The sequence below is a fragment of the Afifella sp. IM 167 genome, from assembly GCF_020144925.1.
Taxonomy (GTDB): Bacteria; Pseudomonadota; Alphaproteobacteria; order Rhizobiales; family Afifellaceae; genus Afifella.
In genome coordinates this window covers 273,085-296,763 of the sequence record NZ_NSLC01000006.1, presented here as the reverse complement: position 1 = coordinate 296,763, position 23,679 = coordinate 273,085, and the positions used below count along the sequence as shown (strand labels likewise).

The 23,679-nt window shown below is 66.9% G+C and carries 23 protein-coding genes; 6 read left to right on the top strand and 17 right to left on the bottom strand.

What is annotated here, in order from left to right:
* The 4 genes from pssA to CLD20_RS13180 form a co-directional block, all read right to left on the bottom strand.
* A complete protein-coding gene (gene pssA, locus CLD20_RS13195) occupies window positions 1-747 on the bottom strand; it encodes a CDP-diacylglycerol--serine O-phosphatidyltransferase (RefSeq protein WP_370636883.1) in 747 nt (248 codons plus the stop codon).
* Between the two features lie 83 nt (window positions 748-830).
* Window positions 831-1,544, bottom strand: coding sequence for a phosphatidylserine decarboxylase (locus CLD20_RS13190; protein WP_224407112.1), 714 nt, complete (start codon window positions 1,542-1,544; stop codon window positions 831-833).
* 141 nt (window positions 1,545-1,685) lie between these two features.
* A complete protein-coding gene (locus CLD20_RS13185; RefSeq protein ID WP_224407111.1) occupies window positions 1,686-3,599 on the bottom strand; it encodes an ABC transporter ATP-binding protein/permease in 1,914 nt (637 codons plus the stop codon).
* A 121-nt stretch (window positions 3,600-3,720) separates the two neighbouring features.
* Window positions 3,721-5,049, bottom strand: coding sequence for a LysM peptidoglycan-binding domain-containing protein (locus CLD20_RS13180; RefSeq protein ID WP_224407110.1), 1,329 nt, complete (start codon window positions 5,047-5,049; stop codon window positions 3,721-3,723).
* A gap of 166 nt (window positions 5,050-5,215) precedes the next feature.
* Here CLD20_RS13180 and CLD20_RS13175 point away from each other — a divergent pair, with 166 nt between their 5' ends.
* From CLD20_RS13175 to CLD20_RS13165, 3 genes are all read left to right on the top strand, one after another.
* Window positions 5,216-5,827, top strand: coding sequence for a TIGR00730 family Rossman fold protein (locus tag CLD20_RS13175; protein WP_224407109.1), 612 nt, complete (start codon window positions 5,216-5,218; stop codon window positions 5,825-5,827).
* A 201-nt stretch (window positions 5,828-6,028) separates the two neighbouring features.
* Entirely contained in the window at window positions 6,029-6,571 is a 543-nt protein-coding gene (locus CLD20_RS13170; RefSeq protein ID WP_224407108.1) for a DUF2087 domain-containing protein, read from the top strand.
* A gap of 225 nt (window positions 6,572-6,796) precedes the next feature.
* Complete coding sequence (locus CLD20_RS13165) at window positions 6,797-8,467, top strand: EAL domain-containing protein (RefSeq protein WP_224407107.1); 1,671 nt, start codon at window positions 6,797-6,799, stop codon at window positions 8,465-8,467.
* On the opposite strand, the gene cimA is transcribed toward CLD20_RS13165, so the two are convergent.
* The 4 genes from cimA to cysS are packed head-to-tail and all read right to left on the bottom strand — an operon-like array spanning window position 8,421 to window position 12,954.
* Window positions 8,421-10,031: a citramalate synthase gene (gene cimA, locus CLD20_RS13160; RefSeq protein ID WP_224407106.1), complete on the bottom strand. Its 1,611-nt coding sequence runs from the start codon at window positions 10,029-10,031 to the stop codon at window positions 8,421-8,423. The genes CLD20_RS13165 and cimA overlap by 47 nt on opposite strands.
* Entirely contained in the window at window positions 10,028-10,513 is a 486-nt protein-coding gene (locus tag CLD20_RS13155) for a GFA family protein (RefSeq protein ID WP_224407105.1), read from the bottom strand. The genes cimA and CLD20_RS13155 overlap by 4 nt, the downstream gene beginning before the upstream one ends.
* A gap of 33 nt (window positions 10,514-10,546) precedes the next feature.
* Window positions 10,547-11,506 carry a prolyl aminopeptidase gene (gene pip / locus CLD20_RS13150; RefSeq protein ID WP_224407104.1) on the bottom strand — a complete coding sequence of 320 codons (960 nt, stop codon included), beginning with the start codon at window positions 11,504-11,506 and terminating at the stop codon, window positions 10,547-10,549.
* The gene (gene cysS, locus CLD20_RS13145; RefSeq protein ID WP_224407103.1) at window positions 11,503-12,954 is read right to left on the bottom strand and encodes a cysteine--tRNA ligase; all 1,452 of its coding nucleotides are present in this window, start codon (window positions 12,952-12,954) and stop codon (window positions 11,503-11,505) included. The genes pip and cysS overlap by 4 nt, the downstream gene beginning before the upstream one ends.
* Window positions 12,955-13,206: 252 nt before the next feature.
* Between cysS and CLD20_RS13140 the strand changes: the two genes are divergently transcribed.
* A complete protein-coding gene (locus tag CLD20_RS13140) occupies window positions 13,207-13,863 on the top strand; it encodes a ceramidase domain-containing protein (RefSeq protein WP_224407102.1) in 657 nt (218 codons plus the stop codon).
* Between the two features lie 84 nt (window positions 13,864-13,947).
* The gene (locus tag CLD20_RS13135; protein ID WP_224407101.1) at window positions 13,948-14,085 is read left to right on the top strand and encodes a hypothetical protein; all 138 of its coding nucleotides are present in this window, start codon (window positions 13,948-13,950) and stop codon (window positions 14,083-14,085) included.
* An 8-nt stretch (window positions 14,086-14,093) separates the two neighbouring features.
* Here CLD20_RS13135 and CLD20_RS13130 read toward each other — a convergent pair whose 3' ends face one another.
* From CLD20_RS13130 to CLD20_RS13095, 8 genes are all read right to left on the bottom strand, one after another.
* Entirely contained in the window at window positions 14,094-14,606 is a 513-nt protein-coding gene (locus CLD20_RS13130; RefSeq protein WP_224407100.1) for a CreA family protein, read from the bottom strand.
* A 64-nt stretch (window positions 14,607-14,670) separates the two neighbouring features.
* Window positions 14,671-14,880 carry a DUF2783 domain-containing protein gene (locus CLD20_RS13125; RefSeq protein ID WP_224407099.1) on the bottom strand — a complete coding sequence of 70 codons (210 nt, stop codon included), beginning with the start codon at window positions 14,878-14,880 and terminating at the stop codon, window positions 14,671-14,673.
* Complete coding sequence (locus CLD20_RS13120; protein ID WP_224407098.1) at window positions 14,877-16,490, bottom strand: FAD-dependent oxidoreductase; 1,614 nt, start codon at window positions 16,488-16,490, stop codon at window positions 14,877-14,879. Before CLD20_RS13120 ends, CLD20_RS13125 begins: the two co-directional genes overlap by 4 nt.
* Window positions 16,491-16,492: 2 nt before the next feature.
* The gene (locus CLD20_RS13115; protein WP_224407097.1) at window positions 16,493-17,440 is read right to left on the bottom strand and encodes an MBL fold metallo-hydrolase; all 948 of its coding nucleotides are present in this window, start codon (window positions 17,438-17,440) and stop codon (window positions 16,493-16,495) included.
* A 10-nt stretch (window positions 17,441-17,450) separates the two neighbouring features.
* The gene (locus CLD20_RS13110; RefSeq protein WP_224407096.1) at window positions 17,451-17,801 is read right to left on the bottom strand and encodes a hypothetical protein; all 351 of its coding nucleotides are present in this window, start codon (window positions 17,799-17,801) and stop codon (window positions 17,451-17,453) included.
* Window positions 17,798-18,826 (bottom strand): fumarylacetoacetate hydrolase family protein, encoded by a 1,029-nt coding sequence (locus tag CLD20_RS13105; RefSeq protein WP_224407095.1) that lies wholly within the window; start codon window positions 18,824-18,826, stop codon window positions 17,798-17,800. The genes CLD20_RS13110 and CLD20_RS13105 overlap by 4 nt, the downstream gene beginning before the upstream one ends.
* Window positions 18,823-19,704, bottom strand: coding sequence for an MBL fold metallo-hydrolase (locus CLD20_RS13100; RefSeq protein ID WP_224407094.1), 882 nt, complete (start codon window positions 19,702-19,704; stop codon window positions 18,823-18,825). Before CLD20_RS13100 ends, CLD20_RS13105 begins: the two co-directional genes overlap by 4 nt.
* Entirely contained in the window at window positions 19,701-20,876 is a 1,176-nt protein-coding gene (locus tag CLD20_RS13095; protein WP_224407093.1) for a homogentisate 1,2-dioxygenase, read from the bottom strand. The genes CLD20_RS13100 and CLD20_RS13095 overlap by 4 nt, the downstream gene beginning before the upstream one ends.
* A 201-nt stretch (window positions 20,877-21,077) precedes the next feature.
* Between CLD20_RS13095 and CLD20_RS13090 the strand changes: the two genes are divergently transcribed.
* Complete coding sequence (locus tag CLD20_RS13090; protein WP_224407092.1) at window positions 21,078-22,346, top strand: DUF2865 domain-containing protein; 1,269 nt, start codon at window positions 21,078-21,080, stop codon at window positions 22,344-22,346.
* Here the strand turns inward: CLD20_RS13090 and gltX are convergent.
* Window positions 22,252-23,637 carry a glutamate--tRNA ligase gene (gene gltX, locus CLD20_RS13085; protein WP_224407091.1) on the bottom strand — a complete coding sequence of 462 codons (1,386 nt, stop codon included), beginning with the start codon at window positions 23,635-23,637 and terminating at the stop codon, window positions 22,252-22,254. The two genes, CLD20_RS13090 and gltX, sit on opposite strands and share 95 nt — an antisense overlap.
* Window positions 23,638-23,679 lie beyond the last annotated feature (42 nt).

The following is a 23,679-nucleotide window of genomic DNA, read 5'->3' as shown; positions in this document are numbered from 1 at the left end:
CTACTTCTCCGTCTCGCCTTCTTCAGCGCGCTCCCTGGCATGCGCCTCGCGGCGCATCTCGTGCTTGCGCAGCGCCCAGGGAAGATGGGCGAGATAGGCGAGCGCACCGACGCTCAGGACCCAGAATGTGTAGCTGACAATGAGGGCGATCAGCCCGACGCAGATGACCAGCACCGGCAGCACCGCCTCGCGGGGGATCGCGGCCCCGATGCGCTTGCCGGAATAGGTCGGCAGGCGGCTCACCATCAAGAGCCCGATCGCCACGGTAAAGAAGGCGACGAGAATGGCCGCCTCGGGCGGTACCGGTAGGCCGATCTGCCACAGCGACAGGGGCAGGAGCACGGTGAGCGCCCCGGCGGGGGCCGGCACGCCGACGAAGAAATCCCCCTGCCAGGCGGGCGGAGGCTCGCCGGAGAGCGCCGCGTTGAAGCGGGCGAGCCTCAGCGCCCCGCAGATGGCGAAGACGAGCGCCACGATCCAGCCGAAGGAACCGAGTTCCTCGAGCCGCCAGAAATAGAGAACCATGCCCGGCGCGACGCCGAAATTGACGAAGTCGGCGAGCGAATCGAGCTGCGAGCCGAAATCGGACTGGGATTTCAGGAGCCGGGCGACGCGCCCGTCTATGCCGTCGAGAATGGCCGCGAAGACGATCGCCCCCACGGCCAGCTCGAACCTTCCTTCAACGCCCATCCGGATCGCCGTGAGCCCGGCGCAGAGCGCCAGGAGCGTCACCAGATTGGGAAGCATGACGCGGAACGGGACAGGCCGCGCCCTCAGGCGCCGGCCCCGCCGGCGTCGCCGCCGGCCGGGGTCGACAGACTGGAAAACCTTCATTCGGTCGGAGCGAGCGGAGCTACCGGTGTCCTCACCGCCCCCACCGCGCTCATGCGAGCCAACGCCGTCTCGCCGGCGATCGCCCTCTGGCCCGGCTTGATCAGGACCTCCGTGCCGACCGGCAGATAGACGTCCAGCCGGGAACCGAAGCGGATCATTCCGAATCGCTCACCTGCCCTGAGCTGCTCGCCCTCTTTCGCCGTGCAAACGATGCGACGGGCGATGAGGCCCGCGATCTGCACGACGCCGACCTGATGCTTCCCGGTATCGAGGAGGAGCCCGTTGCGCTCATTGTCTTCGCTGGCCTTGTCGAGATCGGCATTGACGAACTTGCCCGGCTTGTAGGCGATGCGTGCGATGCGGCCTGCCACCGGCGACCGGTTCACGTGACAGTCGAAAATCGTAAGGAAGATGGAGATGCGCTTCAAGGGCAGCGTTCCGAGCTCCAGCTCCGCCGGAGGCACGGCTTCCACGATCGGCTGAACCAGGCCGTCGGCCGGAGCGAGCACCAGATCGTCGCCATCGGGTGGGATGCGCTCGGGATCCCTGAAGAAAATCACCATCCAGATTGTCAGACCGAGGAAGACCCAAAAGATCACCCCCCAGAGCAGGCCGCCCACAATCGCGATTGCAAGCGCGCCGCCGATGAACGGATAGCCGGCCGAATTGACCGACGGGATCGCGTTCCTGATTGATCGCCAGATATCCATGAAAGCTCTTCCGCCATTCGAGCGTTGAATTTGCCGCCACAGGCTAGAGGGCCAGAGACCGCGATTCCATGCGGTGCGGTGAAGCGGTGATTAAGAGGACGTTAAGGAAGGCCGGCGGGACGCGCCAGTCCCGACCGGCGGTTAATCGATCGCCTCCGGGTCTTCGTCCGGGCTCGGCAGATAGGTATCCTCTTCCTCGATCTGGCTCCGGCGCAGCCTTTCGGCCGCCTCGTCGGCCTCGCGCTGGCGGCGCCACATCTCCGAATAGAGGCCGCCACGCTCCAGAAGCTCGGCGTGGGTGCCGCGTTCGGCCACCCTGCCCCGCTCCAGGACGAGGATCTGCTCGGCGTTGACAACGGTGGACAGGCGGTGGGCGATGAGGAGCGCGGTGCGGTTGCGCGCCACCCGGTCGAGCGCCGTCTGGATCTCCTGCTCGGTCGCCGTGTCGAGCGCGGAGGTCGCCTCGTCGAGGATGAGGATCGGCGGCGCCTTCAGGATGGTGCGGGCGATCGCCACGCGCTGCTTCTCGCCGCCGGAAAGCTTCAGGCCGCGCTCGCCGACCTCCGTGTCGTAGCCCTGCGGCAGGCTCTCGATGAAGTCCGCGATCTGCGCCATCTGCGCGGCCTCGCGCGCGTCTTCGCGGCTCGCATCCCAGCGGCCGTAGCGGATGTTGTAGCCGATCGTGTCGTTGAACAGCACGGTATCCTGCGGAACCATGCCGATCACCTTGCGGACGGTCTCCTGCTGCACCTCGCGCAGATCCTGCCCGTCGATCAGGATGCGCCCGCCGGTGACGTCGTAGAAGCGGAAGAGAAGCCGCGAGATGGTCGACTTGCCGGCGCCGGAGGGGCCGACGATGGCGAGCGTGCTGCCGGCCGGCACTTCGAAGGAGACGTCGTCGAGGATCGGCCGGTCCGGATCATAGGCAAAGCTCACATGGTCGAAGACGATCCGGCCTTCGCCGACCTGAAGCGCCGGCGCGCCGGGCTTGTCGCGAATCTCCGGATCGACGTCGAGAAGCGCGAACATCGCCTCGATGTCGACGAGGCCCTGCTTGATCTCGCGGTAGACGAAGCCGATGAAGTTGAGCGGCACGGCGAGCTGCATCAGCAGCGCGTTGATCATGACGAAATCGCCGATCGTCTGCGTGCCGGCCGAGACGGCCCGCGCCGACATGATCATGGAAGCGGCCATGCCGACCGAGAAGATCGCCGTCTGGCCGAAATTCAGCCAGGCGAGCGAGGTCCAGGTCTTCGTCGCCGCCGCCTCGTAGCGCGCCATGGAGCTGTCGAAGCGATCGGTCTCCATCGCTTCGTTGCCGAAATATTTCACCGTCTCGAAGTTGAGGAGCGAATCGATCGCCTTGGAATGGGCGTCGGTGTCGGAATCGTTCATCTCGCGACGGATGAGAATGCGCCACTCGCTCGCCTTCACGGTGAACCAGATGTAGGCGACGAGCGTCGCCGCGATGACGACGACGTAGATGAAGGAGAAATTGTACCAGATCACCGCGGCCGTCAGCGCGAACTCGATCACCGTCGGCACGGAATTGAGGATGGTGAAGCGCACGATCGTCTCGATGCCGGTCGTGCCGCGCTCGATGACGCGCGACAGGCCGCCCGTGCGGCGCGCCAGGTGAAAGCGTAGCGACAGCTGGTGCAGATGGCGAAAGGTCTTCCAGGCGAGCTGGCGAACCGCATGCTGGCCGACACGGGCAAACAGCGCGTCGCGCAGCTGGTTGAAGGCGACGGAAATGATGCGTCCGAGATTGTAGGCAACGACGAGCATCACCGGGGCGGCCAGCATGGCCGGCAGATAGGCCGGCCCGCCGCCCTCGCCCGAAAGCGCGTCAGTCGCCCATTTGTAGGAATAGGGAACGAGGACGGTGACGATCTTCGCCGCCAGCAGCGCCAGCACCGCCCACAGGACGCGCCGCTTCAGGTCCGGCCGGTCGGCCGGCCACATATAGGGCCACAGATGGCGAAGCGTCGCGAAGGTGCGGCCGCGGGCGGCCGAGACGGAGGCCTGGGCGGCGGGCGTCGGGGAGTCGGACATGAGGGCTCGGGTTTCCGCGCGGCCGGCCCCTCAGGGCAAAGGCGCGCTCAAACAGGCGTGGTCGCGCATATAGGACCGATGGGAGGGCCGGCCAAGGGTGTGCGGACGCAGCCTCCCGCCCTCAACCCTCGCCTTCCGGCTCCTGCGGCCAGTTCTTGTCGCGCGCCGGAAGCGTGAAGACCTGGCCCGGATAGATGAGATCGGGATCGCGGATCTGGTTCAGATTGGCGCCGTAGATCGTCGTGTAACGGATGCCGTGCCCGTAGTTGCGCCGCGACAGCGTCCACAGGTTGTCGCCGCGGCGGATGATGATGGAACGCGGGCCGGCGATGTCGCCGCTCGCCGTCACCGAGCCGTCTCCGGCCACCGGCACGAGAGCCGCCTCGTTCGCCTCACGCGAGAAGGCGACTTCGGAGCGCGCCGCAACGCCGGTGCCGCTTTCGTCGAGCTGGTCGGCGCGCACGGCGACCTCGCCCTCTTCCGTGGTGCCGGGCGCCTCCAGCAGCCAGCGACCGCCCTCGTTCACCTTCGCCTCTCCCAGCGGCTTTTCGTCGACATAGACGCGCACGGTGGAGCCGGGCTCGCCGGCGCCGGCCACATACATCCTGCCGGTCTCTTCCTCGACGGCCTCGACGGCAAGTTCCTGCGTCTCGCCGGAAGGGGCGGGCTGCGCCCCGGAACCAGCGGCCGGAGAAGCCGAGGATCCGGGCTGGCCGGCGCTCGGCGCGGCAGCATCGGCGGAGGCGGTCTCGGTCCCCTGCGCGGCAGTGCCCTCACCCGTCATGCCGGCGGCCGTCTGCCGGTCGCCGGGCTTTGCGAGGATCTCGCTCGGCGCGCCCGGCTTTTCGGCGACGACAAGCACGTCCTCGCCCTCGCGCTCGGGCACGACGACGGCGACACGTTCCTCGGCCTGCGTGCCGGTATCGTCTGCAAGGCGCAGGCTGAGGTCGTGGCCGCCCGGCGCCAGCGGCTTGTCGGGCATGACGACGAAGGCGCCGGATCGGTCGGCGACGGCGGTGGCGATGACGGTGCCGTTGGAAACGATCTCGATGGCGGCGTTGGGCTGCGCCCGGCCGGCGAAGAGCGCCTCGCCGCTCGGCTCCACGCGCACGACGTCGAAGCCGAGGCTCCGCTCGTCCGGCAGGTCGGCCGTGCCGGTGCCGAGCGAGCCGACCGCGTCCCTGCCCTTTTCCGACAGGAGCCCGGCGGGATTGTCGGTGGAGCCTTCGGCCGCCTCATCGGCCGGCCCGGTGCGTGCGACCTCGGTCTCGCCCCCCGGCTCCTTGCCTGCTTCCGAATCCGATTTCTCGGCGGGCACGGCCGCCTGCTGCTGGGCCGTCGCTTCTTTCGGCGCCTTCTCGTCCCATGGCGCTTGCGCGAGCAGAGCGGCGCCGCCGATCGCCGTCATGGCGGCGATCAGGATGGCCAGAAGCAGATAAGGTGAAGGCATGGCTGCGTCCCCTGCTTCGCGAGGCGGAGAAGTTCGCGAATCGCCCCCAAAGCGGATCCCGCCCGCCTTTTTGTCTTAATACGGTGCGAGGTCCGCAACAAGGCGGCACAAATCTCGCATGTCGGGCTGCTTGACGCTCGATCACTCCGGTGCAAAGCGACTTCCAATGAGAGAACTGAAAAACGTCTGCGTATACTGCGGCTCCGCGCCCGGTGAGCGCCCCCTCTATCTGGAGGCCGCGGAAACCCTCGGCCGCCTCTTCGCCACCGAGGGCATCCGACTCGTCTACGGCGGCGGTTCGGTCGGCCTGATGGGCCGCCTCGCCCGCTCCGTGCTCGATCATGGGGGCGCCGTCACCGGCATCATCCCCGGCTTTCTGGAGGAACGCGAAAAGCTCTTCGAGGACGTCACGGAACTGATCGTCACGGCCGACATGCACGAGCGCAAGCGCACCATGTTCGACCGCTCCGACGCTTTCGTGGCGCTTCCCGGCGGCATCGGCACGCTGGAGGAGATGGTGGAAATGATGACCTGGGCGCAGCTCGGCCAGCACGCCAAGCCCGTCCTCGTCGCCAATATCGCCGGCTTCTGGCAGCCCTTCCTCGATCTCGTCGAGCATATGCGCGGCGAGGCGTTCATCCGCAAGAACGCCGAGGTCGCCTATCTGGTGACGCAGAGCGTGGAAGAGATCGTGCCGGTCCTGCGCGAGGCGCTAGCCGCCGAGCCGGAGAACGGCGCCCGCGAGGCGGCGAAAGAAGAGACCATCCGGCGGATGTAACGGCACCGGCCGGCAGTTGACTTCTACGGTAAAGGGGCTCAGAAGCGCTGCCGGTCAGCAGTTCACCCAGGCATCGCCGCCCATAAGGGCACGCTAAACCTGCTTTTCGAAGAAGCGATGACGGACACCATCCTCGTGCCGCATCGGAAGGGCGATCACCGATCATCCCGCAAGGGAGAAGGCACGACCGAAGGATAGGTCATGTCCAGAACACCGATCGCGTTTCACGCTGACGATATCTCCAATCTTTCGCGCGTCCTGCGCCGAGAGCTCGCCGAGCGTGCGGAGATTCCGAGCCATCTCGAATTCCTCAACATCCTCGCCCGCGCCATCGGCCACGGCAACTTTCAGGAGTTCCGGACAAGCGCCCTTCAGACCACGCCAGCCGAGCCCGGACCGGCGCCGGCGATGGAGCCGGCCGAGAAGCGGCGCATGGAACGGCTCCTGCGCTGCTTCGACGGCGAGGGACGGCTGGAACGCTGGCCGAAGAAGCGATCCGAGCAGGTGCTGGCGCTTTGGATCCTGTGGGCGCGGGTGCCGGCCGGCCAGACCTATTCGGAGGCCGAGATCGGCGGAAAGCTGCGCGAGTGGCACACTTTCCACGACCACGCGCTGCTGCGCCGGGAGCTCTGCGATCTCGGCCTGATGCAACGCACGCCCGACGGCAGCGTCTACCGGCGCGTGGAAAGGGAAATGCCCGCTGAGGCGCTTGCCGTGGCGCGGCGAGTACCGAAAGCCGCCTGAGCCAGTGCCGCCTGGAAGTGCCATCCCTCTCCCGCCCCGCGCGAGAGGGATGGCAAGCCCTGCAACCCAATACAATCCCCGATTGGCAATATACTTATATTGCAACTCTTGATTCTCATTCCTGAAAGCACTTCCCTCTCACTTCGCGGAAAAATTGTACGACAACGCTTAATGTACTGTTGACGCGTTCGTGTTCAACTCGCTGAAAACCCGTCCGGTGAACCAATGCCGAAACTCGTCGGCTTTCTTATCTCCCCTCGGCAACAGCGCATCGGCGGACTTCTCTTCGGTTGCACGATATTTACTCTGCTGGTGATAATCGGCGCGGTGACCGGCATCGGAGAACTGCGCGAGGCGATGCGCGCGGAAGCATGGCGCGTTCTCGCTCCATACGAGCAGACTCATGCCCATGTCGAAGCGGCCTTCGAGAAGCTGAAACACGAGGTAACGGCGCCGCCGTGCAGCACGCTCTTCCGCCAGCAACTCCAGCGCGTCGCTTTCCTTCCCGATGGTCTCAATCAGTTCTACTACGCCCCCTTGGGTGTTCTGAAATGCTCCGCCAGCACCGCGAGGTTCGAGAAGCCGATTGAACTTGGACCACCGGATTACGTCCTCGGAGAAGGAGACGCGGTCCGGCCGGTCTGGCTCGACCGGGAACTGGCCGGGCTGGGTGGTATTTCCGCAACCATCATCCTCAGCGAGCCCTTCGCCATCGCCCTCCCGCGGCACAGCCCGCAGCCGCTGCCGAACTGGCTTGATTTTGAGATCGTCTATTCCGGCAGCTCCGAGGAACGCCTGCACCAGGAGGGAACAGGCGGCCTTTTCGCCAGAACCGAGAATGGAGGCGGCTCAGCTCTTGCCTCGATCCCCTACCTGCGGGAGATCCAGTGCGTACCGGGGGTTTGCGTGGCTATCGAAGCCTGGCTTCCCGACCTGGTCGCCGCCAACTGGTGGGCGTTCGGGGCCGCGCTCGCGCTGGCGGCCCTTATGGCGACGGCTTCCGCGCGGTGTGTGCGCCTTTACATCGTGCGGCACTTGTCGTTCGAAGCCCGCTTCCGCCGCCATCTCGATGCGGCATCGCTTATCTGCGCCTTCCAGCCGATCATCGATCTGAGATCCGGCTCGACGATCGGATGCGAGGTGCTGGCCCGCTGGCGGGACGTCGATGACAGTGTCGTCTTCCCGGATCGCTTCATTCCGATCGTCGAGAAGCACGACAAGACCCTCGCATTCACCCGCATGATTGTGAAGAAGGCCCATGAGGAGTTGTCCGCGCAGGTGACGAAACGGCCCTTCATGGTCACGTTCAACATATTTCCGCGCGATCTCGACGCCCGTTGCCTGATCGAGGTCTTCCGCGACTTCCTCGCCGAGCCCGATCGTTTCGAGGTCGTCGTGGAACTGGTCGAGAATGAATCAATCGACCTGCGAAAGGCAGAGCGCGAGATCGAGCGGCTCCGGCAAGCGGGCATCAAGACCTATATCGACGACTTCGGAACGGGCTATTCCAGCATCCACAACCTCGCGGCCCTGGAGGTCGACGGGGCGAAACTCGATCGCTCCTTCGCGATGGCACCGGAAGGAAGCGTCATGGCACGCATGCTGGATCATGCCGTGGAGATGGTTCAGTCTTCCGGCCGCTCCGTTGTCATCGAGGGCATCGAAAGCGCCGAGCGCCTCGACCAGATCCGGGCGATCGAGCCGCATGTCGAATTCGCGCAGGGATATTTCATTTCCCCGCCGCTCGACATCGCCGGGCTGAAGGCGTTCATCGCGGGAGAGCCGACTGCCGCGCATTCCCCGACATCGGCGGCCGACCGCACAAAGGCGGCTGCACGGATGCCCGCTCCTATTCCGCAGCGACCTTCAGCGCTGGCGCAGCCTTCAAGAGCTTGAAGGAGACGGCGTCGAGCAGCGCCTCGAAAGAGGCGTCGATGATGTTCGAGGAAACCCCGACGGTGAACCAGCGGCTGCCCTCGCCGTCCCGGCTCTCGATGAGGACGCGGGTGATGGCTTCCGTGCCGCCGTCGAGGATACGGACCTTGTAGTCCACCAGTTCCAGATCCTCGATCGCCGCCGAAAGCTCGCCGAGATCCTTCCGGAGCGCCCTGTCGAGCGCGTTGACGGGGCCGTTGCCCTCGGCGACCGACATGCGACGCTCGCCGCCGACCACGACCTTCACCACGGCTTCCGAGACGGTGACGAGCTTGCCGACCGCATTGTGGCGGCGCTCCACGTTCACCCTGAAGCCCTCCACGGTGAAGAAGGCAGGCACGCTGCCGAGCCGGCGACGGGCGAGAAGCTCCAGCGAGGCGTCGGCCGCCTCATAGGCATAGCCCTGCGCCTCGCGCTCCTTGATGTCGGCAAGGAGGCCGTCGAGGCGCAGATCGTCCTTTTCGACGGCGATGCCGAAGCGCTTCAGCTCGGCGACGAGGTTCGACTTGCCGGCCTGGTCGGAGACCATGACGCGGCGACGGTTGCCGACGAGTTCCGGCTTCACGTGCTCGTAGGTCTCGGGATCCTTGAGGATGGCGGAAGCGTGAATGCCGGCCTTGGTCGCGAAGGCCGAGGCGCCGACATAGGGCTGCTGGCGATCAGGCGCGCGGTTCAGCATTTCGTCGAAGGCATGCGCCGTCTGCGTCAGCTCTGAGAGCGATTCCTGGCTGACACCGATCTCAAAGCGCTCCGCATAGCGCGGCTTCAGCATCAGCGTCGGGATGAGGCTTGTCAGGTCCGCGTTGCCGCAGCGCTCGCCGAGGCCGTTGATCGTGCCCTGGATCTGGCGCGCTCCGGCCTCCACGGCCGCGAGCGAGTTGGCGATGGCGTTGCCGGTATCGTTGTGGGCGTGGATGCCGAGCTTCTCGCCGGGGACGTGGCGCGCCACCTCGGCGACGATCTCGGCGATTTCCTGCGGAAGCGTGCCGCCATTGGTGTCGCACAGGACGATCCATCGCGCGCCCGCCTCCAGCGCCGCCACGGCGCAGGCGAGCGCGTAATTGCGGTTGGCCTTGTAGCCGTCGAAGAAGTGCTCGCAGTCGAGCATTGCCTCTCGCCCGGCTTCGACCGCGGCGGCAATGCTCTCGCGGATGCCCTCAAGGTTCTCCTCGTTGGTGGAGCCGAGCGCGACGCGCACATGGTAGTCCCAGCTCTTGGCGACGTAGCAGACCGCGTCCGCCTCGGCGCGCAGGAGGGACTGCACGCCCGGATCGTTATCGAGCGAGCGGCCGGCGCGCTTGGTCATGCCGAAGGCAGTGAACTTGGCGCGCTCCGTCCGGCGACGGGAGAAGAACTCCGTATCGGACGGATTCGCACCCGGATAGCCGCCCTCCACATAGTCGATGCCGAGGCGATCGAGCATCTTCGCCACGGCCACCTTTTCCTCCAGAGCGAAATCGATGCCGGGGGTCTGCTGGCCGTCGCGGAGGGTCGTGTCGAAGAGATAGAGACGTTCGCGTGTCATGATCGTTCGGCCCTTTCGGGCGGCCAGGTTTCGGTGTCGTGGTCGGGATGCTGATAGCTGACGATGTCCGCCTCGAACGGGGCGTCCGGATCGGCCCCCGTCTCCGTGCCGGGCAGATGGCCGAGAATGTCGACATAGGCGATCTTGCTCTCCAGCCCGTACTGGAGCGTCGGCATGATCGCCGCCGGCTCGTCGAAGGCGCCGATCGCAACGCCGATCCCGTCCGGCGCCTCGAAGGTGAGCGGCGTGCCGCATTTCTCACAGAAGCCGCGCCTTGCATGGCTGGAGCTCTGGAAATGCGCGGGGGCGCCGCGGGTGAAGGAGAGCGTGCCCGGCCGCGTCGAGACGTAAGGCGCATAGAAGCCGCCGACGGCCTTCTGGCACATGCGGCAATGGCAGATGGAAGCCGTGCCGAGCGGCGCGGCAACCGCAAAGCGCACGGCGCCGCACTGGCAGCCGCCGGTCATCGTCTCAGCGCTCATCGGCGCGCCTCCTGCTGAAAAGTGACATGCCCATTATCGTTCCTTTCCGGCGAAACGATCGTTCGCATCGATCAAATGGTGAAGGATGCCCGGCTCGGAGAAGGCATGGCCGGCGCCCTCGACGATCCTGAGATCGGCCTGCGGCCAGGCGCGGGAGAGCTCCCAGGCGGTGCGCACCGGGCAGGCCATGTCGTAGCGGCCCTGGACGATGACCGCGGGGATGTCCTTCAGCCGGCCGGCGTCGCGGATCAGCTGGCCTTCCTCGATCCAGCCGCCATGAGTGAAATAGTGGTTCTCGATGCGCGCGAAGGCGAGCGCGTATTCCGCTACGTCATGGCGCGCGATCCCGCCCTCGTCCGGCAGGAGCGTGATGGTCGCGCCCTCCCAGACGCTCCAGGCGCGCGCCGCCTCGAGGCGGATGTCGCGGTCCTCGTGGGTGAGGCGCTTGCGATAGGCGGCGACGAGGTCGCCGCGCTCTTCCGGCGGAATCGGCGCCAGGAACTTCTCCCAGCGATCGGGAAAGATCCGCGAGGCGCCCTCCTGATAGTACCAGTCGATCTCGCTTTTGCGCAGCGTGAAGATGCCCCTCAGCACCAGCTCGCTGACGCGGCCGGGATGCGTCTCGGCATAGGCGAGCGCCAGGGTCGAGCCCCAGGAGCCGCCGAAGACGAGCCATTCCTCGACACCCATCACCTCGCGCAGGCGCTCGATGTCGTCGACCAGATGCCAGGTCGTGTTCGCCTCCAGCTCCGCATGCGGACGCGAGCGGCCGCAGCCGCGCTGGTCGAAGAGGAGAACCCGGTAGCGCTCGGGATCGAAGAGACGGCGGTGCACGGGGCCGCAGCCGCCGCCCGGCCCACCATGCAGGAAGACGGCGGGCTTGCCCTCAAGGTTGCCGGAGATCTCCCAATAGACGGAATGGCCGTCGCCGACGTCCAGCATGCCGGAATCGTAGGGCGAGATCGGCGGATAGAGCTGCTTGAGCGCGCTCATCGGCGCACCTCCCAGCTCGTCACGATCTCTCCGCTCTCCGTATCGCGCTGGTCCTTCAATTGGATACCGGCGGCGGCGAGTTCGTCGCGGATCTCGTCCGCCCTCTTCCAGTCCCTGGCTTCCCTGGCGGCGGCGCGGGCGGCGACCTTGCCCGCGATCTCGCTCTCGCCCAAAGCCATCTCGCGCGGGCGCCAGGCGCGCCACTCGCTCTCCGTCATCCGGCCGAGGCCAAGGAGGTTGAGCGCCGCCTTGAAGCGCGCCTTGTCCTCGCCCTCGTGGTCGTCCGCAACCTCGTCGCCGAGGCGATGCAGAAGCGAGATCGCCTCCGGCGTGTTGAGGTCGTCGCAGAGCGCGGCGCCGAGCGATCCCTCGCCGTCGACGAAGGGGTTGTGGCTGCCGGCATAGGCCTGCACGTCACCGAGATGGCCGTACCAGCGATCGAGCGTGCGCCGCGCCGCGGAGAGCTTCTCCTGGGTGAAATCGAGCGGCGCGCGGTAATGCGTCATCAGCATCGACAGGCGGATCGCCTCGCCCGGCCAGTCGCCAAGGAGATCGCGGATGGTGACGAAGTTGCCGAGCGACTTCGACATCTTCTCGCCTTCCACCTGGAGGTAGCCGTTGTGCATCCAGTAGCGGGCCATCGCCTGCGAGCCATGGGCGCAGCGCGACTGGGCGATCTCGTTCTCGTGGTGCGGGAAGACGAGGTCGAGGCCGCCGCCATGGATGTCGAAGGTTCTTCCGAGATAGCGCTCGGCCATGGCCGAGCATTCGATATGCCAGCCGGGGCGGCCGGGCCGCGAAATGCCGGCGGGCGAAGGCCATGCCGGCTCGCCCTCGCCGGAGGGCTTCCAGAGGACGAAGTCCATCGGGTTCTTCTTGTAGGCTTCCACCTCGACGCGGGCGCCGGCCTGCATGTCGGACAGCCTGCGGTGCGAGAGCGCCCCGTAGTCGGGCATGGAGCCGACATCGAAGAGGACGTGGTCCTCGGCAATGTAGGCATGCCCCTTCTCCACCAGCGCATCGATCATCGCCTTCATCTCGGCGATGTTTTCCGTCGCCCGCGGCTCGTGCGTCGGCGGCAGGGCGCCGAGGGCGGCCGCGTCCTCGTGGTACTGGCGCTCGGTGACCTCTGTCACCCGGCCGATCGCCTCGTTCAGCGGAAGATCGGGAAACTCCGTGGCCGCCCGGGCGATGATCTTGTCGTCGACGTCGGTGATGTTGCGGACATAGGTGACGTGCTCGGCGCCATAGCGATGGCGCAGGAGGCGGAACAGCACGTCGAAGACGAGGAGCGGGCGCGCATTGCCGATATGGGCGAAGTCGTAGACCGTCGGCCCGCACACATACAGGCGCACATTCGCCGGATCGAGCGGCTCGAAATCCGCCTTCTCCCGCGTCAGCGTGTTGTAGAGCCGCAAAGGCTTCGTTGCTTTGGCAGTATGCGCCATGAAACTCCCGTCCGGCTGGCCGGGCGTTCGTCGCGTTCGGAAATTTCAGACGAGAACGGCCTGACCAGCGCTGTCGCTAGCCGATGATAATCCCGCAGATGCAGATGGCGCGGAGGCCCGCGCTGTCGCCGTTCATGCGCCGCTTATCGCGGAGCTTGCCGGTGCGGTCAAGTGCGCCAGATGCACTCTTCCGTAACGTGATGCGGCTAGGGGTCCCCTGCACTTCCTCTGGAACCGATTTACGCTAGAGCCGTGAACTGGACCCAGCAGATCGATCTCTATTGCGAACGCACCGACCCAGGCTTCTGGGCGGAGCCGCTCAACGCGGCCTCCAACGCCGCCTTCCTTCTCGCCGCGCTCTACACCTTCGTCATATGGCGGCGTGACGGCGGGCGCGATGGCGCCTCCCTTTATCTGATCTGCAACGTCGCTGTGATCGGCGTCGGTTCCTTCCTCTTTCACACCCTCGCCAGCCGATGGTCGATGCTGGCGGATGTCCTGCCGATCACCGCCCTCATCTACGCCTATTTCGGCATCGCCATGCGGCGCTTCTTCGGGCTCGACTGGCCCGTCGTGGTGATGACGCTCTTTCTCTTCGGCGCGGCCTCCTGGGGCGGCGAGGTCATCCTGCGCCCGCTCCTGGGTGGATCGGCCGGCTACGCACCGGCGCTGGTGGCGATGGCGGGCGTCGGCACCCTGCTCGCCTTCGTGTCGCATGCGGCGGCGCGCTACCTCATTCTTGCGACGGCCGTCTTCGCGCTCTCGCTCGCTTCGCGCATGGCCGACAACCCGGTCTGCGCCAGCCTGCCCATCGGCACGCACTATGTCTGGCACGTCCTCAACGCCGTCACGCTCACGATCCTGATCCTCGCGGCGATCCGCTGCCGGGAAAAGGGACAACCCTGTTAAGGCAGGTGAACGCCAGCTGAACCGGGCTCTCAGCACAGGTTCAAGCCCCTCGGTCTATCTCCGGGACAACACCGGAGAGACCTCATGCTACGCCTGTTCTTCGCCCTTGCTCACGTCGCCCTGATCTCGGCCTCGGTCATGACGATCCGGGACATGCCTCCCCGGGCCGAGACGCTCAACGGCGGCGTCGGCCTCGTCCTCATCAACGCCCTGCAGCGCTGAGGCGGGCCTTAATCGTCCAGCCAGTCGCCGCAGCGCGGTGCGGGCTGGTCGCCCCAGGGCATGATCGGCACGGTGGAAGTGGAGTTCTTCGGCGAGCCCTCGATGATCTTGTCGGAATAGACGAGATAGACGAGCACGTTGCGCTTGGCGTCGCAGCCGCGGACGATGCGCATCTTCTTGAAGATCAGCGAGCGACGCTGGCGGAAGACCTCGTCGCCCTGCTCGAACTTCTTCTTGAACACGACGGGGCCGATCTGGCGGCAGGCGAGCGAGATGTCGGAGACCTCCTCGACCATGTTGAACATGCCGCCGATGCCACCCTTTTCCGGCACCGTGTAGTGGCAGGCAACGCCCTCCACCTCCGGATCGTCGATACCGTAGGTGGCAAGCTTGTGATCGGGCGTCAGCAGCTTGAAGACCGTCGACTTGCGAAAGATGAGGTCCGGTTCCTGTGCGTTGGCGGTGCCGAAGGAAACGGCTGCGATCGCCAGGGCGAGCAGCAGGGCTGCGGGTTTGCGCATCGAAAACTCTCCTGAGGGATGTTCGTTGCCGCTCAGATAGGCGCGCGCCCGGGCGATTGCGAGGCTACCGGCCAGCCTTCTCCTGCGGCGCGGTTGCGCGTGCCCGCGCGATCGCGGCAATCGCGGCCTCGTCTCCGGCCGCGTCTGCGAGAAGGAGGACGATGCGGGCGTTGAGCGCGGCGCTCTCCGCTTCCGACAGCCCCTCATGGGCCGCCATCAGGGCGGCGTAGAAGCCGTCCGGGTCGGCAAGGCCCGGCCCGCGCTCGCCGCTCACCCTGCCCTCCCCGATGCCCGTGTCAGCGCGGCCCGGGCCCTTGCCGCCGAAAAGGCCGCCTCCGGCCATCGGGCGGCGACATGCTGGTCCGGACGGAAGAGATAGACCGCCGGCCCCTTTTCCGCCCCGTAGCGCCGGCGCGCTTCCGGCGAGGTGGCGGCAAGGGCCTTCAGACCGGCCTCGGCGCATTCGCATTCGAATCGGTTGGAGGCATGGCGCGGATCGCCGAGCCACAGGGCGCGAAAGCCGCCGCCGAGTCTCTCGCTCAGGAAGCCGGAACCGGCACCGAGCGGCGCATCGACCGGCGGCGCGCCCGGAGCCGCCAGCGGTGCCTCTCCCGGCAGGAGCGCATCCTCGCCGGAAAGGCCGGTCGCGCGATAATGGTGGGCGGTGGAGAGCCGGCCGGAATTGATCAGCCGGCGGGCGAAGGGCTCCGTCCCGGCAAGTTCGAGAACCGCCTTGCGGAACGTCGCTTCCATCGGCGATTTCGGGGTCATGAACGCGGTGGAGCGGCTGGAATTCAGGATGTTCTCGTCGGCCGCTGGAATGCGCTCGTCGTCGTAGGTCTCAATCAGGCTCTCCGGCGCCTCGCCCGCCAGGACGAGGGCGAGCTTCCAGGCGAGGTTGTCGGCGTCCTGAATGCCGCCGTTGCCGCCGCGCGCGCCGAAGGGCGAGACGACATGAGCGCTGTCGCCGGCGAAGAGGACGCGGCCGTGCACGAAGCGCTCCATGCGCCGGCACTGGAAGGTGTAGACGGAGACCCAGTCGATCTCGAAAGGGCGCTCGCCGACCATCGCCTGGATGCGCGGAATGACGCGCTCGGGCGCCTTTTCCGCCTCCGGATCGGTATCCCAGCCGAGCTGCAGGTCGATACGGTAGATGTTGTCCGGCTGCTTGTGGAGAAGCGCCGACTGGCCGGCATGGAAGGGCGGCTCGAACCAGAACCAGCGCTCGGAGGGAAACTCCGCTTCCATCTCCACGTCGCAGATGAGGAAGCGTTCCTCGAAGACGCGGCCGGCGAAATCGAGGCCGAGGGCGGCGCGCACGGTGCTCCTTGAGCCGTCGCAGGCGACGACCCAGTCGGCGTGGAGCCGATAGGGACCATCGGGCGTCGCAACGGAAAGCTCCACGCCCCCTCGCCCCGGCTTCACATCGCTGACGCGGTTCTTCCAGCGCAGATCGATGAGGTCCGGGAACTCGCCGGCCCGTGCGACGAGGTATTCCTCGACGTAGTATTGCTGGAGGTTGATGAAGGCCGGCATCTTGTGGCCGGGCTCCGGAAGGAGATCGAAGGAATAGACCTCGCGGTCGCGGTGGTGGAGGCGACCGATCTTCCAGGTGACGCCCTTCTCGACGAGCTTTTCGCCGATGCCGAGGCGGTCGAAGATCTCCAGAGAGCGCTTCGCCCAGCAGATGGCGCGCGAGCCGATCGAGACCACGTCGTTGTCATCGAGAACCACCGAGGGCACGCCATGGAGCGCGAGATCGATTGCTAGCGTCAGGCCGACGGGGCCGGCTCCGACGATGGCGACCGCCGCCTCGCCCCGGCCCGAGCCGGAAAGCTCGGGCGCCTTTCGGTATGGGAAGGGGCGATAGGCGTAGCGCGGCATCCCTACCCCTCCAGAGCAGCCCACATTTCGCGGTCGCGCTCGGCGGTCCAGATCTGCGGGCGCTCCATGCCTCTCGCCTCGTCATAGGCGCGCGCGACATTGAAAGGCATGCAGTGCTTGTAGATGGCGTAGTCGCCGAAAGGCCCGTCCATGGCTGCGCGGGCGGCCTCGTAGGCCTGCTTCAGCGAGGCGCCGCTCTCTGCCGCCTTGCGCACCGAGCCGTAAAGGGCCGTCAGAAACTCGTGGGTGAGCCGCACGCCCTCGCGCACAGTCGGGCCGGTGAGCGCCGCGCCGCGGCCCGGCACGAGGGCCTTGGCGTCGAAATCCCCGACCCTGGAGAGCGTTTCGGGCCAGTCCTTCAGATGCGCGTCGCCGCAATAGCAGGCGGAGCGGTATTCGACGATATCGCCGGAAAACATCACCTGGGCGTCCGGCACCCAGGCGACGATGTCGCCCTCCGTATGGGCCCGGCCGAGCCGCATCAGGCGCACCTCGCGCTTGCCGAGCCAGACCGACAGGGTCGTCACGAAAGTGAGGCTCGGCCAGGTGAGACCGGGGATCGATTCATGGCCCTGAAAAAGGCGCGGAAAGCGGCCGAACTCCGAATCCCAATCCTGTTGCCCCCGCTCCACGATGAGGTCGCGCGTGACGTCGGAGGTGACGATCTCCGCGCCGGCGAAGGCGGAAGCGCCCAGAACGCGCACGGCATGATAGTGCGTGAGCACGACATAGCGGATCGGCTTGTCGGTCGCCTGCCGGATGTGCTCGATCACCTTGTCGGCCAGCCGCGGCGTCGCCTGCGCGTCGATCACCATCACCGCATCGTCGCCGACGATCACGCCGCTGTTGGGGTCGCCCTCGGCGGTGAAGGCGTAGCAGCCGGGTCCGATCTCGTCGAAGGAGACGGCCTTGTCGGCAAGATCTCCGGTGGAGGCGAAGCTGGCGGACATCAAAAGCTCCCTATGCTTGACCCGGGACAAAGCCGTCGAAGACGAGGCCGAGGACGAGCGCCACCGGCGAGGCGGCGCCGGCGACGACGGTGGTGGCGAGACAGAGCACGATCCAGGAAGGCACCACCCAGTGCTGGGGGATCTTCAACCGGCGCGCCGACAGCCAGATGGCGAAATTGGCGATGATGCCGAACAGCGCGACGATGAAGCCGAGGATGAATGAGAGGCCAGGGCCACCCACCGTCCCGGCGAGCGAGGCGAGGATCGCTGCCGCCGGCACGAGGAAGAGATTAAGGACGAGAAAGCCGCGCCACAACGCGGTCGGCGTTTCGAAGAGGGGTTTGCGCGCCGGTCTGGTCATGCGCGTTGCACCCGCTGCTCGATGAGGCCGAAGACGGAGCGCTCCTGCGCGTCCTTCAGTTCGATGCGCACCACATCGCCCTCCGTCAGGAAGCGGGTGTCGGGATGGCCGTGGCTCACCGTCTCCATCATGCGCATCTCGGCGATGCAGGCGTAGCCCTTGCCGCCCCAGGAGATCGGGCGGGCCGAGCCGCCGTCCTTGTCGCGGTTGGAGACGGTGCCGGAGCCGATGATGGTGCCGGCCGAAAGCGGGCGCGTGCGGGCGGCATGGGCGATCAGCTGGCCAAAGTCGAAGGTCATGTCGAGGCCTGAATCGAGATCGCCGAAAAGCCGCGTGTTGACGCTGACGAGAAGGCGGCCGTTGAGCTTGCCGTCGTGCCAGGCCGGGCCGAGTGCGTCCGGCGTGACGACGAGCGGCGCGAAGGACGAGGGAGGCTTCGACTGGAAGAAGCCGAAGCCCTTGGCGACCTCGCCGGGCACGAGATGGCGCAGCGTGATGTCGTTGAGGAGGGCGAGAAACTTGATATGCGAGAGCGCCTCATCCGCCGACACACCCATCGGCACGTCGTCGGTGATGACGGCGACCTCCGCTTCGAAATCGAGGCCGAAACCGCTGTCGAGATCGAGCGCCTCGGCCGGCATGCGGATCGGCGCATGCGGCGCCAGGAAGGAATCGGAGCTGCCCTGGTAGATCAGCGGATCGGTCCAGTAGCTCGCCGGCATCTCGGCGCCGCGCCCGCGCCGGACCAGTTCCATGTGGTTGACGTAGGCGGAGGCGTCGGCGAACTGATAGGCGCGCGGCAGCGGCGCAAGGCACTGCATCGGATCGAACGGCCTGCCGTCGACCTGGCCGATATCGAGGCGCACCGAAAGCTCGCGCAGGCGCGGTCCGACATTCTTCCAGTCGTCGAGGGCGGCCTGCAGCGTGCCGGCGACACCACCGGCGGACGTGTAGCGCTTCCTGTCCTCGGAGACGACCGCGAGCATGCCGTCGCGGCTTCCGTCGTTGAGGGTCGCGAGCCTCATGCGCCAGCCCCCTCGCGCTTTTTATCGATCGGCACGACAAGGCCGTCGCGCCCGACCGTCACCGGTCCCTCCCAGCTCTCGGCGGTCGCCGCGAGCCAGTCCGCCTCGGAAAAATCCGGGTCGTCCGCCGGAATGAGATGATGGAGGACGAGCCGGCCGACCCCCGCCTCGCGGGCGATCCAGCCCGCCTCGCCTGCGGTCGAATGGCTCGCCTTCAGATGCGCTCTCAGCCTGTCGCCGCCGCCGACCTTCTCGACGATCTTCTCCATGCCGGCCGGCAGCATCGCCTCGTGGACGAGGATATCAGCGCCGCGCGCAAATGCGGCCAGCGGGGGATGGCGGGCCGTGTCGCCGGAAAAGACGACGCTCGGACCCCCGCCGAAGTCAAAGCGCAGCGCATAGCTCTCCTCGACAGGCGGATGGATATTGCGCAGCGCCGTCACGCGAAGCCCGGCGTCGGCCATCACCTCGCCCTCGCCGTATTCGGTGAGGCGCAGGAGTTCGCCGAGCGGCGGGCGGCCCTCATCGGCGATGCGGGTCTCGATGTCGAAGCGCATGGCGGCCAAAAAATGCTCCAGATATTCGCGCATGCCCGGCGGCCCGAAGACCTTGAGCGGGTGCGACAGGCCCGAGGTCCAGGCGGTGTGCAGGAGGGGGCCGAGTTCCAGCACATGGTCGGAATGCAGATGCGTGACGAAGACGCGTTCCAGCATCGTCAGCGGAAGGCCGGCATTCGCGAGCGAAACGGTGACGCCCGCTCCGCAGTCGACAACGGTGAGTTCGTCACCTGCGACGAGCGCCGAGGCGGTCGGCAGCGGCGAGGCGGGGCGCACGGCGGGGCCTCCCTTGGTGCCGAGGAGAACGAGCCGGGCCCTCACTCGGCCGCTTCGGGCAACCGGACGCGCGGCGCGCTCACCTTCTCCGAGGTCTTCCAGCTCTCCGCATAGGGTTTGAACTCGGTCGCCTCGGCGCCCTCGCCCATCTCCAGCGCGTCGCGGGTGTCCAGCATGACGGCGTATTCCTCCGTCATCGTCTTGGTCTGCTCGTACATGCGGCTCAAGGCCTTGGGATGCGGGCCGTGGGTGAAGCCGCAGGGATGCCAGGTGACCATGCCCGGATGGATGTTGTCGCGGGAGAAGAAGTCGCCGTCGTGGTAGAAGATCACCTCGTCGAAATCGTCGTTGTTGTGGAAGAACGGCACCTTCAGGGCCGCCGGATCGGTCTCGAAGGGCCGCGGCGTGAAGGTGCAGATGACGAAGCGGTTGCCGACCCAGGTCGTGTGGGCGGAGGGCGGCAGGTGGTAGCGGTGCGAGGCGAGCGGGCGAATGTCCCTGACGTTGAGGCGCACCGGGCAGAGATCGCCGTGCCAACCGACCGCGTCGAGCGGATTGAAGGGATAGGTGACGGTCGAGATCTCGCCCCGGCGGCGGATATGGACCGCCGTCTCGCTCTCGCCCTGCTGATCGCGGAAGGCCTCGTCGATCTTCGGCGTGTCGAGAATGGCCTCGTCGTAGAGAGCATGCCGGCCGACCATTCCCCGCTCCGGGGCCCGGATCGTGCCGTTGGTGCATTCGAAGAGGAGCAGGGAAAGCGGCTCGCTCGCCGAAAGCCGCCACATGGTGGAGCGCGGCAGCACGATATAGTCGCCCTTGCCGATCTCCATATGGCCGTAGTCGCAGTAGAGATGGCCCGCGCCGCGATGGACGAAGAGGAGCTCGTCGCCGTCGCCGTTGCGCACCAGATGGTCCATTTCGCCCGAAAGCTGCCAGAGACGCATCTTCACCGAAGCGTTGTGAAGGACGACCGGCGCGCCCCACACCGTGTCGCCGAAATCGGCGAGTTTGGTGAGATCGAAGGCCCGCGGTCGAAGAGGCCCTTCCCAGCTCGTCCAGCCCGTCGGCGGGTGCGTGTGGTACATCATCGTCGCCGGGCCGAAGAAGCCTTCCTTGCCCAGCTCGCGCTCGAACGTGCCCTCCGGCAGATCGGCATGGGCCTGCCGCGAGGCGTTTCCCTCCACGCGGGGAAAGGAGATGTAGTTGGCGTTCGCCATGAGCATCCTCCCTGTCTTTTGTAATTTTTCAGGAGGATAGGGTGCGGAATGGGCGGCAACAAGGAATTCCGCCAGGCCAATGAAGTGGAACGCGCTTTGCCGTCAGACGTTCGGCCGTTGTTCAGGCCTCGTTCAGGCCGGACGGGAAAGTTTGGTCAACCATTCAAGGCTATTCTGGCAGCCCCAGGGAACGGAGAGCACATGCAGGTGAAAGGCCGGCTTATCGCAGCGGCTATCGCCATGGCGGGCGGCATCGCAGCCGCCGCGCCCGCCTTTGCGCTTTCCTGCCAGACGCTGGAAGTGGAGCTGACGCGACTGGAGAGCCAGGCGAGCCGGCCCGATCCGCGGGCCTTGCGCTACGAGCGCGCCGCCCGGGAACAGGCGCGTGTCCTCGATCGCTCCGAGCGCAGGGCCGAGCAGGCCGGCTGTTTCGGCGGCGGCTTTCTTTTCTTCCGCAACCAGCCTTCCGCCTCCTGTGGGCCGATGATGGCCAAGATCAACGAGATGCGCGCCAATCTGGAGAAGCTGGAGCGCATGCGCGCGCGCTATTCCGGCGGCGGCACGAGCGACCGGCGGGCCGACCGGATCCGCGAGCTGATCCACCGCCAGGGCTGCCGCACCGAGGAGTTCCGCAGCGCGCGCACGCGTAGCTGGGGACCGCCCGAGACGGGCGAGTTCGGACCCGACCTCTCCGCCCGCCAGACCTATTCCTCGCGTGGGGTCTACCGCACGCTGTGCGTGCGCACCTGCGACGGCTACTATTTCCCGATCAGCTTTTCCACGACGCCCGACCGCTTCGCCGCCGACGAACAGACCTGCCAGGCGCGCTGCCCGGGGACGCAGACCTCGCTCTATGTCCAGCCGGATCCGACGGGCGATACGGCCAACATGGTCTCGCTGGCGGGCGAGCCCTACAGCGCGCTTCCCGCCGCCTTCCAGTACCGGCAGAGCGTCGACAAGGCCTGCACCTGTCAGGCAAGCGGGGGGCGAAACTTCTCGGTGATCGAGACCGCCCCGCCGCAGGCGCTTCCGGGAGATGAAATCACCCCGGGCGGAGAGAACCTTTCGCTTCAGGGCGGCGGCAATATCCGCGTCTGGGGCGAAGCCAATATCGACGACATGACGCTCGCCGATCCGGCCGGCCCCGCCGAATGGCCGGCCATGCCGCAGGCGCGGCCCGCGCCGCCCGAAACCGCCTCGCTCGATCTGCGCGGCAGCGACCCGGAAACGGCGCCGGCCGCATCGCCGCCGGGCAGCGCGTCGGCGCCAGTCGAGGAAAAGGCCTCCGTCCCCGCAGAGAGCGCGCCGGCAGCGCCGCAGGCCAACGAGACGACGACGCCTGCCGGAAAGCCGGCGGAAGAAAAAGCCGAGGCGGCTAGGTCTGCTCCCGGCAAGATCCGCATAGTCGGGCCGTCGTATTGGGGCGGCCAACAAAAGGAAGAAGTGCTCGTAGCTCCGGTCCGGCGCTGAAGCCCGTCAGCGCGCGACGGAGCGGCATGAAGAGCGCCTTGCCGCGCCTTCCGGTCTCCTTCTTCAGCCTTTCCGTCCATTCCCCCCAAGTGGTCTCGTCCCAGGGCTCTTCGGGCAGCTTTCCGGCCGCCTCGCGCAAGAACTCCGCGTCTTCCGGCTCGATCACCGGCTCCATCGGCCCGGTCACCACCTGCCACCAGAGGGCCGCGTCGGCGAGCTTCTCGACATTGCCGCGCACGGCGAGCCAGAAGGCTTCGCCGCCGCCGACCTTGGCCTCCTGAAGGCGCTCGGCCACCGCCTCATAGGGAAGCTCGGCAAGCGTTTTGGAATTGAGGGCCTTCAATTCGCCGACCGAAAAGCGGGCGCCGGCGCGGTTCACCTTCTTCGGATCGAAGAGCGCCACGAGCTCGCTGAGCGAGGCGACGGGCTGCACCGCCTCGCCGGTGCCAATGAGGCTCGTATAGGCGGCGAGCGCCAGCGCCTCGATGCCGTCGCGGCGGAGTGCCATCAGCGACAGGGCCTCGTAGCGCTTGGAAAAGCCCTCGCCGGCTTCCGTCTGCAGAAGGTTGTGGTGGCCGAAGCAAGGCGGCTCGGCGCCGAGCGCCTCGAACAGCGCCAGCTGCACGCCGGTATTCGTCACATGGTCGTCGCCGCGGATCACATGGCTGACGGCCATGTCCCGGTCGTCGACCACCGAGCAGAAGGTATATAGGAAGGTGCCGTCCTCGCGGATCATCACCGGGTCGGAGAGCGATGCGAGGTCGACATGCTGGGGACCGCGAAAGACGTCGTCCCAGGCCTTGTCGGTGCGCTCCGGCGCAAAGGGATCGTCGCTGAAATTCGGCAGCAGGAAACGCCAGTGCGGGCCCTTTCCCTCCGCTTCCAGCGCCGTCCTGTCGTCCTCGGTCAGCTTCAGGGCGCGGCGGTCGTAGACCGGCGGCAGGCCGCGCGCCAGACGCCGCTTGCGCTGGCGTTCCAGCTCTTCGGAGGTGTCGTAGCAGGGATAGAGGAGCCCCCTCTCCTTCAGCTTCTCCGCCGCCGCCTCGTAGAGGGCAATGCGCGCCGACTGGCGCTCGACGCGATCGGGCTCGATCCCGAGCCAGGCGAGGTCTTCCGCGATCGCGTCCGCGTATTCCGCCGTGGACCGCGTCTCGTCGGTGTCGTCGAAGCGCAGGATGAAGGTGCCGCCGTGCTTTTGCGCGAAGAACCAGTTGTAGAGCGCGGTGCGGGCGTTGCCGGGATGGATGCGCCCCGTCGGCGAGGGCGCGAAGCGGAGGATGGGTGGAGCCATGGCGCAGGGAGTTAGCTTTTCCCCCGCCGGGGCGCAATCAGC

Excerpts from the sequence above, each read along its gene's own strand:
- CLD20_RS13180 (WP_224407110.1), bottom strand. The coding sequence starts at position 5,049 with ATGCCTTCACCTTATCTGCTTCTGGCCATCCTGATCGCCGCCATGACG.
- CLD20_RS13155 (WP_224407105.1), bottom strand. The coding sequence starts at position 10,513 with ATGAGCGCTGAGACGATGACCGGCGGCTGCCAGTGCGGCGCCGTGCGC.
- CLD20_RS13095 (WP_224407093.1), bottom strand. The coding sequence starts at position 20,876 with ATGGCGAACGCCAACTACATCTCCTTTCCCCGCGTGGAGGGAAACGCC.
- CLD20_RS13175 (WP_224407109.1), top strand. The coding sequence starts at position 5,216 with ATGAGAGAACTGAAAAACGTCTGCGTATACTGCGGCTCCGCGCCCGGT.
- CLD20_RS13105 (WP_224407095.1), bottom strand. The coding sequence starts at position 18,826 with ATGAGGCTCGCGACCCTCAACGACGGAAGCCGCGACGGCATGCTCGCG.
- CLD20_RS13110 (WP_224407096.1), bottom strand. The coding sequence starts at position 17,801 with ATGACCAGACCGGCGCGCAAACCCCTCTTCGAAACGCCGACCGCGTTG.
- gltX (WP_224407091.1), bottom strand. The coding sequence starts at position 23,637 with ATGGCTCCACCCATCCTCCGCTTCGCGCCCTCGCCGACGGGGCGCATC.
- CLD20_RS13090 (WP_224407092.1), top strand. The coding sequence starts at position 21,078 with ATGCAGGTGAAAGGCCGGCTTATCGCAGCGGCTATCGCCATGGCGGGC.
- CLD20_RS13115 (WP_224407097.1), bottom strand. The coding sequence starts at position 17,440 with ATGTCCGCCAGCTTCGCCTCCACCGGAGATCTTGCCGACAAGGCCGTC.
- CLD20_RS13170 (WP_224407108.1), top strand. The coding sequence starts at position 6,029 with ATGTCCAGAACACCGATCGCGTTTCACGCTGACGATATCTCCAATCTT.
- cimA (WP_224407106.1), bottom strand. The coding sequence starts at position 10,031 with ATGACACGCGAACGTCTCTATCTCTTCGACACGACCCTCCGCGACGGC.
- CLD20_RS13165 (WP_224407107.1), top strand. The coding sequence starts at position 6,797 with ATGCCGAAACTCGTCGGCTTTCTTATCTCCCCTCGGCAACAGCGCATC.
- pssA (WP_370636883.1), bottom strand. The coding sequence starts at position 747 with ATGCTTCCCAATCTGGTGACGCTCCTGGCGCTCTGCGCCGGGCTCACG.
- pip (WP_224407104.1), bottom strand. The coding sequence starts at position 11,506 with ATGAGCGCGCTCAAGCAGCTCTATCCGCCGATCTCGCCCTACGATTCC.
- CLD20_RS13120 (WP_224407098.1), bottom strand. The coding sequence starts at position 16,490 with ATGCCGCGCTACGCCTATCGCCCCTTCCCATACCGAAAGGCGCCCGAG.
- CLD20_RS13190 (WP_224407112.1), bottom strand. The coding sequence starts at position 1,544 with ATGGATATCTGGCGATCAATCAGGAACGCGATCCCGTCGGTCAATTCG.
- CLD20_RS13135 (WP_224407101.1), top strand. The coding sequence starts at position 13,948 with ATGCTACGCCTGTTCTTCGCCCTTGCTCACGTCGCCCTGATCTCGGCC.
- cysS (WP_224407103.1), bottom strand. The coding sequence starts at position 12,954 with ATGGCGCATACTGCCAAAGCAACGAAGCCTTTGCGGCTCTACAACACG.
- CLD20_RS13185 (WP_224407111.1), bottom strand. The coding sequence starts at position 3,599 with ATGTCCGACTCCCCGACGCCCGCCGCCCAGGCCTCCGTCTCGGCCGCC.
- CLD20_RS13130 (WP_224407100.1), bottom strand. The coding sequence starts at position 14,606 with ATGCGCAAACCCGCAGCCCTGCTGCTCGCCCTGGCGATCGCAGCCGTT.